This is a genomic window from Actinosynnema sp. CA-299493 (genome assembly GCF_050946825.1).
In the GTDB taxonomy this organism is placed as follows: Bacteria; Actinomycetota; Actinomycetes; order Mycobacteriales; family Pseudonocardiaceae; genus Actinosynnema.
Genome location: NZ_CP191993.1, coordinates 2,775,114 through 2,791,366 on the forward strand (window position 1 = coordinate 2,775,114; position 16,253 = coordinate 2,791,366).

8 protein-coding genes are annotated in these 16,253 nt (G+C 73.1%); 4 read left to right on the forward strand and 4 right to left on the reverse strand.

What is annotated here, in order from left to right:
- Positions 1–128: 128 nt before the first annotated feature.
- Both glmS and ACQPYE_RS13225 read right to left on the reverse strand, forming a co-directional pair.
- Complete coding sequence (gene glmS / locus ACQPYE_RS13220) at positions 129–1,952, reverse strand: glutamine--fructose-6-phosphate transaminase (isomerizing) (RefSeq protein WP_498721406.1); 1,824 nt, start codon at positions 1,950–1,952, stop codon at positions 129–131.
- A gap of 24 nt (positions 1,953–1,976) precedes the next feature.
- On the reverse strand, positions 1,977–2,258 hold the full coding sequence (locus ACQPYE_RS13225; protein WP_498721407.1) for a hypothetical protein: 282 nt from the start codon (positions 2,256–2,258) through the stop codon (positions 1,977–1,979).
- Positions 2,259–2,716: 458 nt separating this feature from the next.
- On the opposite strand from ACQPYE_RS13225, the gene ACQPYE_RS13230 reads away from it, so the two are divergent.
- Both ACQPYE_RS13230 and ACQPYE_RS13235 read left to right on the forward strand, forming a co-directional pair.
- Positions 2,717–4,429, forward strand: coding sequence for a choice-of-anchor P family protein (locus ACQPYE_RS13230; protein WP_498721408.1), 1,713 nt, complete (start codon positions 2,717–2,719; stop codon positions 4,427–4,429).
- A 754-nt stretch (positions 4,430–5,183) separates the two neighbouring features.
- Positions 5,184–12,497 carry an SDR family NAD(P)-dependent oxidoreductase gene (locus tag ACQPYE_RS13235; protein WP_498721409.1) on the forward strand — a complete coding sequence of 2,438 codons (7,314 nt, stop codon included), beginning with the start codon at positions 5,184–5,186 and terminating at the stop codon, positions 12,495–12,497.
- Positions 12,498–12,571: 74 nt separating this feature from the next.
- On the opposite strand, the gene ACQPYE_RS13240 is transcribed toward ACQPYE_RS13235, so the two are convergent.
- On the reverse strand, positions 12,572–13,849 hold the full coding sequence (locus ACQPYE_RS13240) for a wax ester/triacylglycerol synthase domain-containing protein (RefSeq protein WP_498721410.1): 1,278 nt from the start codon (positions 13,847–13,849) through the stop codon (positions 12,572–12,574).
- Positions 13,846–14,967: an SDR family oxidoreductase gene (locus tag ACQPYE_RS13245; RefSeq protein WP_498721411.1), complete on the reverse strand. Its 1,122-nt coding sequence runs from the start codon at positions 14,965–14,967 to the stop codon at positions 13,846–13,848. The genes ACQPYE_RS13240 and ACQPYE_RS13245 overlap by 4 nt, the downstream gene beginning before the upstream one ends.
- A gap of 301 nt (positions 14,968–15,268) precedes the next feature.
- On the opposite strand from ACQPYE_RS13245, the gene ACQPYE_RS13250 reads away from it, so the two are divergent.
- Complete coding sequence (locus tag ACQPYE_RS13250) at positions 15,269–15,847, forward strand: DUF6230 family protein (RefSeq protein ID WP_498721412.1); 579 nt, start codon at positions 15,269–15,271, stop codon at positions 15,845–15,847.
- Complete coding sequence (locus ACQPYE_RS13255; protein WP_498721413.1) at positions 15,844–16,203, forward strand: DUF6114 domain-containing protein; 360 nt, start codon at positions 15,844–15,846, stop codon at positions 16,201–16,203. The genes ACQPYE_RS13250 and ACQPYE_RS13255 overlap by 4 nt, the downstream gene beginning before the upstream one ends.
- Positions 16,204–16,253: the final 50 nt, after the last annotated feature.

Genomic DNA, 16,253 nt, shown 5'->3' on the forward strand with positions numbered 1-16,253 from the left:
ACGCAAACAGTTCCGCGCGGGGACGTCACAGGTCAACTCTTCCCAGATCCGGCGCGGTATGGGCCGATAGCGATCCCCGATGCCATCACGCGAACGGCCGAGCCGCACCGGTGCGGCTGGCCCTCGCGCTACTCGACGGTCACGCTCTTGGCCAGGTTGCGCGGCCGGTCCACGTCACGGCCCAGCGCGTGCGCGAGGTGGTAGGCGAACAGCTGCAACGGCACCGAGAGCGTGATCGGGGCCAACGCGTCGTGCGCCTTCGGCACCCGGATGACGTCCGTGGCCAGACCGGGCGGCAGCTCGGCGTCGGTGACCGCGATGACCGGCCCGCCGCGTGCCTTGATCTCCTCGATCGTGGCGGTGTTCTTGGCCAGCAGCTCGTCGTCCGGCACCAGCACCACGGTCGGCATCTCCGGGTTGATCAGCGCCAGCGGCCCGTGCTTCAGCTCGGACGCCTGGTAGGCCTCGGCGTGCACGTAGGAGATCTCCTTGAGCTTCTGCGCGCCCTCCCGCGCGGCGGGCCAGCCGCGCACCCGGCCGACGAAGAACATGTGCCGCGCGCCGGCGTACTTGCGCGCGACCGCCGCGATGTCGTCCTCGGTGGCCAGGACCTGCGCGATCTGGTGCGGCAGCGCGGACAGCCCGGTCACAAGCCTCCTGCCCTCGGTGATGGACAGGTCGCGCACCCGGCCCAGGTCCAGGGCCAGCAGCGCCAGCGCCACGGCCATCGTGGTGAACGACTTCGTCGCCGCCACGGACACCTCGGGGCCCGCGTGCAGGAAGACGCCGTGGCCGCACTCGCGGGCGATCGTGCTGCCGACCGCGTTGACCACGCCGATGACGTGCCCGCCCTTGCGCTTGAGCTCCTGCACGGCCGCGAGCGTGTCCAGCGTCTCGCCCGACTGGCTGATCGCGACGTACAGCGTGTCCGGGTCGACCACGGGGTTGCGGTAGCGGAACTCGGACGCGGGCTCGGCGTCGGCCGGGATCCGGGCCAGCTCCTCGATCAGCTGCGCGCCGAGCTGGCCCGCGTAGTACGCCGAGCCGCAGCCGAGCAGCTTCACCCGGCGGATGCGCTGGTAGTCCTGCGGGGTGAGGCCGACGCCGTCCAGCCTGGCCGAGGAGAACCGGTGGTCCAGCCGGCCGCGCAGGCAGCGGTCCACCGCGTCGGGCTGCTCGCGCATCTCCTTGTACATGAAGTCCGGGTGCTCGCCCAGCTCGTACTCGGCGCTCGCGACGTCGATCGACGTGGGGGAGCGGGTGGTGCTGGTGGCGCGGGCGTCCGTGGTGGAGGTGCGGTAGCCGTCGGCGGTGACCGTGGCGATCTCGTCGTCGTCCAGGTAGATCACCTGCTGGGTGAAGCGGACCAGCGCGGTGACGTCGGAGGCGACCAGCATCTCCTGCTCGCCCACGCCGAGCACGACCGGGCTGCCCCGGCGCGCGGCGACCAGCTCGCCCGGCCGGTCCACGTCCGTCACGATCACCCCGTAGGTGCCTTCGACCTGCGCCAACGCCTCGCGCACGGCGTCTTCCAGGGTGGTCGCCGTGCTGCGGGCGACGAGGTGGGCGAGGACTTCGCTGTCGGTGTCGGAGGCCAGTTCGACGCCATCGGCGACCAGCTGGGCGCGCAGCCGGTCGGAGTTCTCGAAGACGCCGTTGTGGACGATGGCGACGCGTGCGGCGGCGTCCACGTGCGGGTGGGCGTTGCGGTCGGTCGGCTCGCCGTGGGTGGCCCACCTGGTGTGCGCGATGCCGGTGCGGCCGGACGTGCCGTCGGGAACGGCCTTGCGCAGCTCCGCGACCCGCCCGGCGGTCTTGACGACCCGGAGCTCCCCCCCGTCCACGACCGCGATGCCCGCCGAGTCGTAGCCCCGGTACTCCAGCCGGTGCAGCCCTTCCAGCAGCACGGGGACCGCGTCCCTCGGACCCACGTACCCGACGATTCCGCACATGCCCGGTGATCTCCCTCGGTCGGTCTAGCCGTAGACGATCCGGCGCAACTGGCGTTCGGACAACGGCGGCGCGGCGACGGGCCGCACGTCCAGCTCGTCCCGCAGCACCGCCCAGATCCGGGCGTTGCCGAACCCCTCGCGCCGCAACTCGGCGTGCCGCCGCACCACGTACTCCTCCGCCGTCTCGACGAAGTAGCCCATGACATCCGCCACCACCCGCCGCGCGAGCCCCGGCGCCAACCCGGTCGTCCTGCCCACGTGCCGAACCAGTTCGCCCGGCACCTCGTCTCCCACGGGCTCCAGCATGACCACAGCCAACCACCGCTCCAAATACCGTGCCCGATTTCGGGCACGGCCGCCTCGTGGCCACGGAGGCGACCGTGCGTAACCGAGCAGTCCCCGCCGATCCCTTCCGCCCGGCGGAGTGGCCGCCCCGGACGGCCGGCCGCTCGATCCCCGGCACGTGGGTCTGCGTCGTACCCCGGCACCAAGCCCCCGACCTGCTCGGCGATTCACGCGGATGGAGGTCGGGCGGGCGTGGGAATCGGAAGGGCTATTCGGGGTGACCGGGCATGCCCGCACTTTTCGAGGTCCGGCAGGTGGTGCTGTGCCCGCTGGGTGACCGAGTGCCGCGGAGCGCGTGGTAATCGGGTGGAGTGCGCGAGCCAAGTGGGTGCGGCCTCCCGTCGGGCGCTAATGCGCCTTCCCGTGGTGGACGAAGGAACCGGTGTTCCACCTTTCGCACCGAACGAGGGAGTTCACCGGTGACCACGTCTTCACCCGGTCGGCACGGGCGCAGAGCCCTGCCGACGATCGTCGCAGCGCTGACGGTCTTACCGCTCTCCTTGGCCCTCACCGCCGCGCAACCCGCCTCGGCCGTGCCGGGTGTGCCGCAAGCGCCGGTCGTGGTGTTCGCCGAGGACTTCGAGAACGGCCAGGGCACCACGCCCGTCCTGCTCACCGCCTACACGGGCACGCCGCCGGTCGCGCAGACCTACGACGCCGACCCGGCCTGGCTGACCGCCTGCAACGGTTGGCTGGCCTCGGCGCAGCAGTCGGCCGTGCCGCCGGCCGGCAGCGGGTGCAGCGCGGGCAACTGGCAGGCGGTGCGGGGCATGGCCGGAACTCTGGGTCAGTGGGCGGGCGGCGACCCGGCCACCAACCACGCGGTCACCGCCTACACCGCGGGCAACCCCGGTGCGGGCAAGGTGCAGTTGCGCACCGAGCAGCCGATCCCGCTGGCCGCGCCCGACCGGTTCCTGACCTTCTCGGTGGACGCCGCCGAGCAGAACTGCTTCGCCAACCACGCGCTGTTCGAGTTCTACCTCCTCGACGGCGCGACCGCCGTACCCACCTTCACCACCCCGATCGAGCCCTGCGCCAACCCCTCGACCGTCATCGGCGGCACCTCGGTGGGCACCTACACCAGCGACCGGCCCGTGCTGTTCGGCGGCTCGTCGGTGGGTGTGCAACTGCTCAACGCCCAGGGCAGCGGGACCGGCAACGACGCCGCGTTCGACAACGTCCGCGTCCTGGACGTCACCCCGCAACTCGACGTGGACTACAGCCCGGCCGCGGTCGAGGTCGGGCAGACCGCCACGCTGGTCTTCACCGTCACCAACACCAGCGAGCTGGCGGTCAAGGACGGCTGGTCGTTCACCGCGGACCTGCCCGCGGGTCTGACCGCGACGGCCCAGCCCACCACCGACTGCACCGACGCCACCGCCTCGACCGCCGCCGGCGCGGTCACCGCGACCGGCGCCCTGTCCACCGGCCAGGTCTCGTGCACGATCACCGTCACGGTCACCGCCGCGCGCGCCGGCACCTACACCACCTGCGCCGTCGACGTCACCGCACGCGTGGGCCTCGACGCGCCGGGTTGCGCCTCGGTCCGCTTCACCGTGCCGGTGCTGGTGTTCGACGCCCACGCCCACGGCGGGAAGCTGACCGCCCCGCTGGTCGGTGTCGGCCCGCTGGCACCGTCCGACCTGAGCTGCGTCACCCAACCGGGCCTCGACCAGGACCAGGCCCTCGGCGCGGCGCTGCCCGGGATCGGCTCGTTGGGGGTCATCGACACCGAGGCCCGCGGCGTGGTCGACGGCGGCGGCGAACGTACCGCCACCGCGTGGGCCCGCACGGCGAAGGTCTCCCTGCTGGGCGGCCTGATCACCGCCGACGAGATCCGCGCCAAGGCCGCCGCCGACGAGGACGACACCGGCTCGGTCACCACGGCCGGCGAGGTCGAGCTGGTCAACCTGCGGATCAACGGCACTCCCGTGGTCAACCCCGCGGTCGACCTGACCATCACCATCCCGCTCGTGGCCACGGTCGTGGTCAACGAACAACGGCTCCTCGCGGGCGGCGCCGGCATCGCCGTCAACGCCCTGCACGTCCGGCTGCTCAGCGGCGTCGACCTCGTCATCAGCCACGCGCGGGTCACCCTGACCCGCCCCGGCGCTCCCTGCCCGGTCAACTGACACCTGCGGGGTGGTGCCGTTCACCGGCACCACCCCGCAACCGGGAACCGCGGCAGCGTGGACGCCCCACGACAGAACCAGGCACCCGAGCCCGGCCCTGGCACGAGCGCCACGCGGTGCGTTCCGGCATCGAGGGAACCATTTCGAGTTCACCCGCGGTCAGGGTGTGCGCCGTCGCATTGTCGAGCGCCTGACCAACCGGCCGGATGGTGACCTGCCGCCCGCGATGAGGAAGCGCTACCTGCCACCATGTCGTAGTCATCCGATCAGGGAATGGTCGATGCGTTCTCGAGACGGCAGAATCGGCGCCTGCAAGACGGTGATGGGCGCGGCCGTTTTGCTTCGCCTTCGATCCGCCCGGAGGGCTGCAGCGTGAACCGTGCTCCCGGCACACGCGTCGACGCCGGGCATGGCGGCGGGGCTCGATGGCGTCGTCCAGGAGCCTGGCCGCGCAGCATGCGCCTGTGCTGTGCCTGCGGCCGAGTTCTCCCTCGACGATCCTGTGCGGGAGCGATGTCCCGACATCCCGAGGACTTCCGCCGGACGTGATTTCGGCGCGGGTGCTCGTCGTGCGGATTCTGCACCACGGATTCCCTGTGCGAGGTACGTGACGGCGGCTACCGGGTGCGCTTGTCCTTCGTGTCGAGTCGCTGACGAGTCGTGTCCGTCCGCCCGGGTTGCCGCCCGGTTGCCGCCTCGCGACCGCAACAGGTCGGTCCTGTCTTGAAAGCCACCGATACAGGGAGAACAGCGCATGAGTCCGTACTGCCCGACGGATGCCGTGGCGATCGTCGGCGCGGCGTGCCGGCTACCCGGCGGCATCGCCGACCTCGACCAGTTGTGGACCGCCCTGGCCGAGGGGCGTGACCTGATCGGGGAGATCCCCGGGGGCAGGTTCGACCCCGACCGGTTCTTCGACCCGGACCCGCTGCGCCCGGGCAAGAGCTACTCGTTCGCCGGCGGCTACCTGTCGGACGTCAAGGGCTTCGACGCCGACTACTTCGGCATCTCCCCGCGCGAGGCGGCGGCGATGGACCCGCAGCAGCGGATGCTGCTGGAGATGGGCACCGAGGCCCTGGACGACGCCGGCCTCGACCGGCGCGACCTGGCGGGGTCCGACACGGCCGTGTTCCTCGGCGTGTCGGGCACCGGCTACGGCCTCCTCCAGCTGAGCGACCCGCGCGGCATCGACGTGCACGGGATGCTCGGCGGCACGGCCTCGATCACCGCCAACCGGCTCTCCTACGCCCTCGACCTGCGCGGCCCCAGCATGGTGGTCGACACCGCCTGCTCGTCGGCGATGGTCGCGCTGCACCAGGCGTGCGAGACGGTGCGCAGCGGTCGCAGCGCGCTCGCGCTCGCCGGCGGGGTCAACCTCCTGGTCGACCCCCTGACCTTCATCGGGTTCTCCAAGGCGATGATGCTCTCGCCGACCTTCCGCTGCCGGTCCTTCTCCGCCGACGCCGACGGGTACGTGCGGGCCGAAGGCGGCGGGCTCGTGGTGCTCAAGCGCTTGTCCGACGCCCTGGCCGACGGCGACCGGGTGCACGCCGTCCTGCTGGCCACCGGCACCAACACCGACGGGCGCACCAACGGCCTGGCCATGCCCAGTCCGCACGCCCAGGCCGAACTGCTGCGCGAGATCTACGGCGGGCTCGGGGTCGACGCGGACGACCTGGTGTACGTGGAGGCGCACGGCACCGGCACGCCCGTCGGCGACCCGGTCGAGTGCACCGCCCTCGGCGAGGCGCTGGGCCGCCGACGCCAGGCGGGTCCGCTGCCGATCGGCTCCGTCAAGACCAACCTGGGGCACCTGGAGAGCGCCTCCGGGATGCCGGGCCTGTTCAAGGCCGTGCTCGTGCTCCGCCACGGGGTGGTGCCGCCGTCGCTGCACGGCGAACGACCCAACCCGGACATCGACTTCGCCGGGCTCGGACTGCACCCGGTGTCGCAACCGCTTCCGGTCGGCCGCGGAATCGTCGGGGTCAACAGCTTCGGGTTCGGCGGCACCAACGCGCACGCCGTCCTCGCGCCTCCGCCCGTGGCCGGCGAAACGCCCCGGCCCCCGGGCCGCGCCCTGCCGGTGGTGGTCTCGGCCCGTTCCGGCGAGGCGCTGGTGGCAGCGGTGGGCCGGATGCGGGACCGGTTCGCCGCGGCTTCGGCGGAGGAGTTCTACGACCTCGCCTACACGACCTGCCTGCGCCGCACCCCCGACGCCCACCGGGTCGTCGTGGTGGCCGCGGATCCGGCCGAGGCGGCCGACCGGCTCGATGCGGCGCTTCGTGGCGACCACGAGGTCGCCGCCGCGCTCGACGTGACGACCACACGTGACGGAGTGGCGTTCGCCTTTTCCGGCAACGGCTCGCAGTGGTTCGGCATGGGGCGTGACCTGTCGGCCGCCGAACCGGCCTTCCGCACGGCGGTGACGGCGGCGGACGCGGCCCTGGCGCCCCATCTGGGCTGGTCGGTGGTCGAGGAGCTGGCCGCGTCGGAGGACCGGCTGCACGACACCGCCGTCGCCCAACCGCTGTTGTTCGCCGTCCAATGGGGACTGGTCTCGCTGCTGCGCGAGCGGGGGGTCGTGCCGTCCGCCGTGCTCGGGCACAGCGTCGGCGAGGTGGCCGCCGCCTGCGTGGCCGGCGCGCTGGACCTGGACACCGCCGCGCGGGTGGTCGCCGAGCGCAGCCTCGCCCAGGCGCGGACCGCCGGCACCGGTCGCATGGCGGCGGTCGGTCTGCCCCGCGAGCGGGCCGAGGAGGTGCTCGCCGAGTTCTCCGGCCAACTGGCGCTGGCGGCGGTCAACAGCGCCCAGGACGTCACCGTCGCCGGTGACGCGGGCGCGGTGACCCGGTTGGTGGAGAAGCTGATCGCGAACGACGTGTTCGCCCGCGAACTGGACCTGGACTACCCGTTCCACAGCCCCGCGATGGACGCCGTCGAGGACCTGGTGCGCACCGGCCTGGCCGACGTGCGCTCCGCCGAGCCCGAGATCCCGATGCTGTCCACCGTCACCGGGATGCCGGTGCGGGCCGGGGAGCTGGACGCCGACTACTGGTGGCGCAACGTCCGGCAGCCGGTCCTGTTCCACCAGGCCGCGTCGGCGCTCGCCCAGCGGGGCGTCGGCGTGGTGGTGGAGATCAGCCCGCACCCGGTGCTCACCGGCTACCTGCGCCGCACCGGCGGCGAACCGCTCAGGACGGTGGTCACCCTCAACCGCGGCGGCACCGGGCGGGCGCTGGCGGAGCGGGTGGTCGCCGGTGTGTCGGCCGCGGGCGGCACCCTGCGGTGGAGCCGGTACTTCCCCGACCGCGGCCGGGTGTGCGACCTCCCCGCCTACCCGTGGCAGCGCGAGGAGCACTGGAAGGGCGCGCCCGAGACGTGGCTGCGCACCAGCGGCACCGGACGCCTCGACCACCCCCTGCTGGGGGAGCGGATGCCCGTGCTGGAGCCGACCTGGTTCGCCACCGTCGAGCCCGCCCGCACACCGTGGATGGCCGACCACCGCGTCGGCGGGTCGGTCGTGGTGCCCGCGACCGGGTACGTCGAGATGGCGCTGGCCGCCGGCCGCCACGTGCTGGGCGACCGGGTGGAAGTGACCGGCCTGGACATCACCCGCGCGATGGCGCTGTCCTGGCTGCCGACCATGGACGTCCGGACCCAGGTTTCGCTGTCCGACGAGGACGGCCTGTTCCGGGTGGCCTCCCGCCAAGGTGACGACGGCGACTGGACCCTGCACGCCCGGGGCCGCGTCCGCCGCCTGGTCGCCGACGCCCCCGTGGCACCGCGGGAGCCCGCCGAGCCCGCCGAGCACGTCGCCGCCGCCGGGCACTACGCCGCCTGCGACCGGGCCGGCATCACCTACGGTCCGGCGTTCCGGGGGCTGCGCGAGATCCGCGTCCGACCCGACGAGGCGTGGGCGGACTACGAGTTCCCGCTCGCCTGCGACGACCACGAAGTCCACCCGGCCCTGCTCGACCTCGCGCTGCAGGCGGGCATCCCGCTGCTCCGGCTCGACACGCCGGACAGCCGGGCGTACCTGCCGTCGACGCTGGAACGCGTCCGACGGTGGCGGCGACCCACCGCGCGCGGGCGCATCCGCGTCCAGGTCCGCTCCCGCACCTCGCGCGAGGTGTGCTGGGACATCAGCGTGCTCGACGCCGAGGGCGAGGTCGCCGTCGAGCTGACCGGGTGTCGGCTGCAGTCGTTCGGCGCGGTGCTGCGACCGGGGGTCCAGCGACTGGAGACGGTGCTGCGCGCCGCCCCGCGCCCGGGCGAGGAGGCCCGGCCGTGGCCGTTGCCGGCACTGCCCCCGGTCACCGTGACCCCGGCCCCCTGCCACGCCGCCGTGCGGAGCATGGCGACCGAGGCCGGGGCCCGGTTCGTGGTGGCGGCCGTCGAGTCGCTGCTGCCCGGCCGGGTCACCTTCACCACCGACGACCTGCTGGCCGCCGGCGTGCTGCCCGAGTACCGGCGGCTGGCCGACGTGCTGCTGCGCTCGGCCGCGGCACACGACCTGGCCCGCGCCGACGGTCCGCTCTGGCACCTGATCGGGTCCCCCGACCTGACGGGGTTCGCCCGCCGCCACGACGGGCTCCCCGAGGCCACGGCGCTCCTGGCCCTGCACCTCGGGTGCGGCCTGAACCTCGTGGACGTCCTGTGCGGCCGGGTCGACCTCCAGGACCTCGGGCTCGGCGACGCCGAGGTCACCTCCTACCTCCACGACCTCAACCCCCTCGCCGTGGGCTACAACGAGGCGGTACGGGAGACGGTGCGCGCCGTCGTCGAGGGCTGGCCCGCGGACCGCCCGCTGCGCGTCCTGGAGGTCGGGGCGGGCACCGGCGGCACCACGGGGTTCGTGCTCCCGGTGCTGCCCGCCGACCGCACGCGGTACGTGTTCAGCGACGTGTCCGGGAATTGCCTCACCGCGGCCCGGAGCAGGTTCGGCTCCGAGGACTTCGTGGAGTACCGGACGTTCGACCTGGACACCGACCCGGACCAGCAGGACTTCCCCGACGGCGGGTTCGACCTGGTGATCGCGGCCAACGCGCTGCACGCGGCGACCGACCTGCGCGCCGCCGTGCGCCGTGTCGCGCGGTTGCTGTGCCCCGGTGGGCTTCTGATCGCCGTGGAGTCGCACGACGTGGCGATGCTGGCGCTGACCGCGGGGCTGTCGCGCGACTTCTGGTCCTGCACCGACGGCTCGTTGCGGCCGGACTCGCCCTTCGTCCCCGTGGCCGCGTGGCCGGAGTTGCTGCGCGCCGGCGGGTTCGACCGGGTCGACGTGGCCGAGGACGGCGAGCGGACCGGGTTCTCCGTCCTGACGGCCGCGGTCGTCGGCACCCCCACCCCCACCCCCAGCCCCACCGCCACCGCGGCGCCGACGACGACGGCGCGGTGGGTCGTCGTGGTCGAGGACCCGGAGGACCGGGAACGGGCGGACGCCGTCGTGGCGGCCCTGCGCGGGACGGGAGCCGGCACTACGGCGGTGACTGCTCACACCCCCGACTGGGAGGTGGTCGCCGCCGGCGCCGACGGTGTCGCCGTCGTGCTCGGGGGCGCGGCGGGCGACGCCGCGGAACGCGCCGTGCGCGCGGCGGCGATCCTGCGGGGGATCGGCGCCGCGGCCACCCGTCGCGACGGCGCCGAGCCGCTGCCGCTGTGGGTCGTGGCGCGGCCCTCGGGAGCCCTGCCCGCTCCCGAGTCGCCCGACGCCCCGGTGGACGCCGCCACCTGGGGGACCGCCCGGACCCTGGGCAACGAGAACCGCGCCGTGGCCGTTCGGCGGGTCTCCTGGGACCACGGCGATGATCCCGCCGCCTCCGCCGGGCGGCTCGTCGCCGAACTGCTCGACCCCTCCGACGAGGACGAGATCGTGCTCACCGCGTCCGGTCGCTTCGTCCCGAGGACGGTGCCCGCTCGCACCCCGACCCGCGTGGACGCGGCTTCCGCGCGCCTGGTCGTCCGCGAACCGAGCCTGTTCTACCGGCTGACCTGGATCGAGCAGGAGGCTCCGGAACCCGGTGTCGGGCAGGTGGTGGTGCGGGTGGCGGCGGCGGCCTTGAACTACCGCGACGTCATGGTGGCCACGGGGTTGCTGCCCCCGGCCGCGGAGGCGGGGGCGGGCATCGACTCGGCGTCGACGCTGGGGTTGGAGTTCGCGGGCGTGGTCACCGCCGTGGGGCCGGACGTGCCCGGCGTACGGCCCGGCGACCGGGTCTTCGGCATGGCGCTGGGGTCGTTCACCTCGCACGTGCTCACGCGGGTGGAGCAGATCGCCTCGATGCCCGACGGCATGTCCTTCACCGAGGCCGCCACGATGCCGGTCGCCTGGATCACCGTGCACCACGGCCTGCGCAGGTTGGCCCGACTGCGAGCGGGGGAGACGCTGCTGGTGCACGGCGCGGCGGGCGGCGTCGGGATCGCCGCGATCCAGCTGGCCCGCCGGACCGGGGCCGCGGTGATCGCCACCGCCGGCTCGGAGCTCAAGCGGGACTACCTGCGCGCGATCGGGGTCGACCACGTCCTGGACTCCCGCAGCGTGAAGTTCGCCGACGACGTCCTGCGGATCACCGGCGGGCGCGGCGTGGACGTCGTGCTCAACTCCCTCAGCGGCGAGGCGCTGGCCCGCAGCCTGGAGGTGCTGGCGCCGTGCGGCAGGTTCGTCGAGATCGGCAAGCGGGACATCTACCAGGACTCCCGGCTGGCCATGCGACCGCTGAGCGACAACGTCAGCCTGTTCACCGTCGACATCGCCAACCTGGCGTCCCACGACCGCGACTCGGCCGTGCGGTGCGCCGAGGAGGTGTTCGCCGCCGTCGCCGCCGGCGAGTACGCGCCCCTGCCGCACCGGGTCTACCCGGTGACGCGCATCGACGAGGCCTTCAAGCTGATGCAGCACTCCCGCCACATCGGCAAGGTCGTGGTGTCGTTCGAGGAGGCCGTGCCCGTCGAGCGGGCGCATGGCGAGCTCACGCTCGACCCCGGGGCGACCTACCTGGTCGTCGGGGGGTTGAGCGGGTTCGGCGCGGCGACCGCGCGCCGGTTGGTCGACCGCGGCGCCCGGCGGCTGGTGCTGGTCGGCAGGCGCGGACCGGCGACGGCCGAAGCCCGGGACGTGGTCGAGGAGCTCACCGCCCGGGGTGTCCGGGTGGACGTCCACGCGGCCGACGTGACCGACCGGCCGGCCATGGCGGTGGTGTTCGGCTCGATCTCCCCGGATCACCCGTTGCGCGGTGTCGTGCACGCCGCGATGGCGCTGGACGACCGGCCGCTGGAGGACCTGGACGACAGCGCGTTCCACACCGCGTTGGACCCCAAGCTGCGCGGCGCGCTCGTCCTCGACGACCTGACCGACGGGCTGGAGCTGGACTTCTTCGTCCTGTACTCCTCCGGCGCCGCGCTGGTCGGCAACTTCAAGCAGGCCAACTACGTCGCAGGCAACCTGTTCCTGGAGGCGCTGACCAGGGCGCGCAGGCGGCGCGGACGGCCCGCGCTGGCCGTGCAGTGGGGAGCCATCGCCGACACCGGGTACGTGGCGCGCGAGGCGATGGGCGAGCAGTTGGCCAAGCTCGGCCTCGTGCCGTGCCACTCCGACAAGGCGTTGGACGCCCTGGAGGACCTGTTGTGCGCGCCGGAAGCCGACGTCGTGGCCGTGGGTGACTTCCGGTTCGAGCAGGCGGCCACGGTGTTGTCGGCCTCCGCCTCGCCCCGGCTGGCCGGGCTGCTGCCCGAGGACACCGGTGAAGGGCGGCAGGAGCTGCGCGACCTCCTGCGCCGCATCGACGACTTCCCCCGCGCCGAGGCGTTGCAGCTGATCGAGGACGTGCTCATCACCGAGTTGGCCGCCATCATGCAGACCACGCCCGACCGCGTCGACCGCACCAAGACGCTCAGCGAACTGGGCGTGGACTCGTTGATGGGCATGGAACTGCTGGTGGTGCTGCGCCACAGGTTCCAGTACCAGGTGTCACCCATGGAACTGATGCAGACCGGCGGCCGGATCTCGGCGATGGCCGAGCCGGCCCTCGACCACCTGATCCGGATGGCCGCGGCGGAGCGCGCGCTCTGACCGCGACGCGGAAGCGCCCGGCGGTCACCGCCGGGCGCTTCCGGTCTTCGACGAGCCCCGAGGGGACCGGCTCCTCAGTCGAGCGCTTCCTCCGGTTCCCGGGTGGCCTCGACGGCCTCCAACCGGTCCAGCTCGTCCACGGCCTGTTCCCACAACCGGCACAACGCGTCTCCGCCGGGCAGCGCCGGGTCGAGGGCGAACCCGATGCAGGCCTGGTCGGAGTACGACACCAGGAACGCCCCGAAGGGGTGCCCGCGCGGGATGAAGCCGAGCGGCACCATGCCCGTCATGGGCGTGCCCTCGTAATCCAACGCCCGCCGCGATCCGCGCACGTTGCTGGCGAGCAGGTCGATGTGCCACCGCGAGAACGTGAGCCGGAGGATGGCACTGACCAACCAGACCGGCAGCGCGCGGGACCCGGCGGCCCCGGTGGCGACGTGGCCGCTGCGCTTGCTGATCGCCGTCGCGCGGGCCAACGCCCGCAACCGGCGGCCGGGATCGGGTTCGTGGCACGGCAGCGCCACCCTGAGGTTGACCACCTTGGCCGCCGGCTCGTCGTCGCCGTCCCGCTCGTGCAGGTCGGCGGGGACCAGCGTCCAGACCGGTCGCGGACCACGGCGCCAAGGCGTGTGCGGCCACTCGCGCAGGACGGTGGTCAGCGCGGCCAGGAACACGTCGTTCACGGTGCACCCGTGGCGGTCGGCCACCCTGCGCAACGTCGCCAGGGGAACCGCGGTCCACTCGAAACGCCGCGCGCCGGTGCCCTCGAAGGCGAACGAACCGGTCGCGACCGGCAGGAACCGCAGCACGTAGCGCAGCAGGCCGCGAGCGACGAGGACGAGGTCGGTTCCCCGCCTGCGCCGCCGGGGTCGGCGTCGGGGTTCCTCCGCCGACGCGCGCCCCAGCACGCGACAGGCCAGCTGGATCAGCGAGGCGCCGTCGAGCAGGGCGTGGTGGGCCTTCACCAGCACGGCCCACTCGCCCTCGGCGTACCCGTGGATGAGCCAGCACTGCCACGGTGGGGCGTCCGGCGGCAGCTCCTCGGCCATGACGGAGTCCACCGCGGCCCGCAACCCGCCCGGCTCGGCCTCCCACACCCGGCCGTGCAGATCGGGGTCGAGTGCCGGGTGGACCAGCCACCGCGACCGCCGTCCTTCGCCGTGCGGCACCAGCGCCAACGCGGGCACGGCGTCGGTCCAGGACGTCACGAAGCGCCGGCCCTCGTCGGGAGAGGGAGGCATTCCGGTGAACAGGGTCAGCCCCCCGATCTGCAGGTTGACCGGCGTCGGGCGCGACCCGTAGGCGAAGAAGCCGGCCTCCAGGCCGGTGAGCGGCCTGGCCCGGGGCGTCATCGGGTGATCTCGGCCAGCCGGGAGTTGTCGCGCAGACCGGACAACAGGTAGCCGGCACCGATCGGCGTGGTGCCTGCGGACGTGCCGAGCACCTTGCGCACGTGGGTGTCGTCGTAGCGGCGCCGGTGCGCCAGGTAGGGCAGGAACCCCGACGTCAGGGACGGCATGTGCTCGCGCAACTTGGCTTCCAGTTCGGTCATGCTGACGGGATCCTCCTGGACGAGGGTGAAGCGGGTGCGGGAGAGGTCGCGCAGCGCGTGCTGGACGTCGGCCACCGTGACGTCGCGGTGGTGGACCACGTGGTAGGTGTCCACACCGCGATCACGTCGGGCGTGAGCCAGTTCGACCATGGCCGCCGCCGCCTCGTCGACCGGGATGAGGTTGAGGTGGGCGGAGGGCGCGCCGGGCAGGCGGATCGGGTCCTTGGTCGAGGCCAGGAGCAGCTTGTCGAGCGGGGTGGCCTGCTTCAGGATCGTCTCGATGGCGCGGGTGACCACCTGGAGCGGGTGGGTGGGCAGCTCCGGTCGGGGCGCCCGGTCGTCGACCAGGATGCTGGGCCGCAGCACGACGGCGGGGCGTCGGTGAGCGGTGGCCCAGGAGTGCACGAGCAGCTCGGCTTCGTACTTGGACCGCTCGTAGGCGTTCTCGAAGCCCCAGGAGCCGTCGAGGTCGTCCTCGTACACCACTCCGGTGCGGCGGGCACCGGCCACGAAGGCGGTGCTGATGTGGCAGAACAGGGGGTTGCGGCGGCCGGCGGCGGCCAGCGCCAGCACATTTCGAGCGCCTTCGACGTTGACCGCGCGAACCTGGGCGAGGCTCGCTTCCAGGTCGATGTCGCCGGCGCAGTGCCACACGGCGTCGAGCCCGTCGGCCAGCTCCCGGAAAGCGGAGGTGGACAGCCCCAGGCCGGGCCGGGAGAGCTCGATCTCGACGACTCGCAGGCGCTCCGCGAGGCGAGCTTCGGGAGTGCCGGCGGCGTGCAGCGCACGCGCTATCCGGTCGACCGGGTCGGCGCCCCCCGCACGGGTGAGGATCGTGATCGCCCCGTGCCGGGACAGCAGTTCGCGCACGAGCCGGGTACCGAGGAAACCCGTGGCACCGGTTAGCGCAACGCGCATGGGACAGCCTCTCGTGACCTTCGGTTGACCGACTGCGGACTTAAGCAGGACGATCGAGTACCGGCAAGCTGCGCGCCACGGTCGAGTGACACGCCAAAGGGTTAAGGCGCAGTCCTCTCGGGATCTGTGCCCAATTCCAGTGCTATCACCGCGCCTGACGGTGGACACCGCAGTCACCGCAAGTGGTTACCCCTCATGCCAACGGGGAATGGCCCGTCATCCTCCCCGCCCATTAAGGTCGGTGCCGGCTCGCGAATCGGGGCCGTTGTCGCGTGCTCTAGTACTTGAGGAGTCTGATCCGGTGGATCGCGGTCGTAGCCGAGGGCGCACGAGCTGGAAGCGGTTCGTGGCGGTGCTGGTGCCGGCCGGGTTGGTGTCGGGGGCGGTGTTGACCGGTGTCGCCCAGGGTGCGATCGGGGTGTCGCTGGCCACCGCCGGCCAGATCACCCTGACGGTGGACCAGGTCGAGTCGGACGGCTTCGGGATCCTGCCTGCGGTGTCCACCTCCGGGACGGCGGCATTGGTGGTGCGCCTGCCCTCGGCGAAAGTGTCGGGGTTGTGCCAGACCTCGACGGTCGACCTGCCGGTGATCGGCGCGATGACCACGGAGCTGCAGGCCCGGGAGGTGCACGTGACCGACCTGGTGCTGGAGGTGAACGACCTCGGCGGCGCGCTCAGCCTCGACCAGTTGCTGGTCGGATCGGGCGCGGATCCCGATGGTGGTCGGGTCGGCTACCGCGCGGGGAAGGCGGTCCTGGGTCGCATGACCATCAAAGCCGAGTCGGTGACGGCACGCTCGTTCGTCGCCGAGGGGTTGGCGCTGGGCCACCGCGACGGAACGCAGGGGTGCTCGGCCGCACCGGGCGGCGACGGGCGGTGAGCCGCTTCGGTGACTGGCGGCGCTCCTGCCCCTTCGCCGCCGCGGTGCTCGCCGTCGTGGCGGCTGTGGAACTGGTCGCTGCTGTGGGCGTCTCCGCCGGGGTGGTGGTGCTGTCCGGCTCGGGCGCGGCGATGGCCTGGCTGTTCGCGGCCCTGCTGCTGGTCGCGGGGGTGACGCTGCTGGTCAACCCGGCGCTGCGGCACTTCGCGGGCGTCGTGGCGATCGTGGTCGGTGTGGCGAGCCTGGTGCACGCCAACCTCGGCGGCTTCCTGCTGGGCTTCGTGGCTGCCGTGGTGAGCGGAGCGCTGGCGCTGTCGTGGGTGCCGGTCGACGAACCGACATCCGAGGCGGGGTAGTCGACCTTCGCCGTACTTCCTGTCGAGCAGTGACAGGCCAATCCCTGATG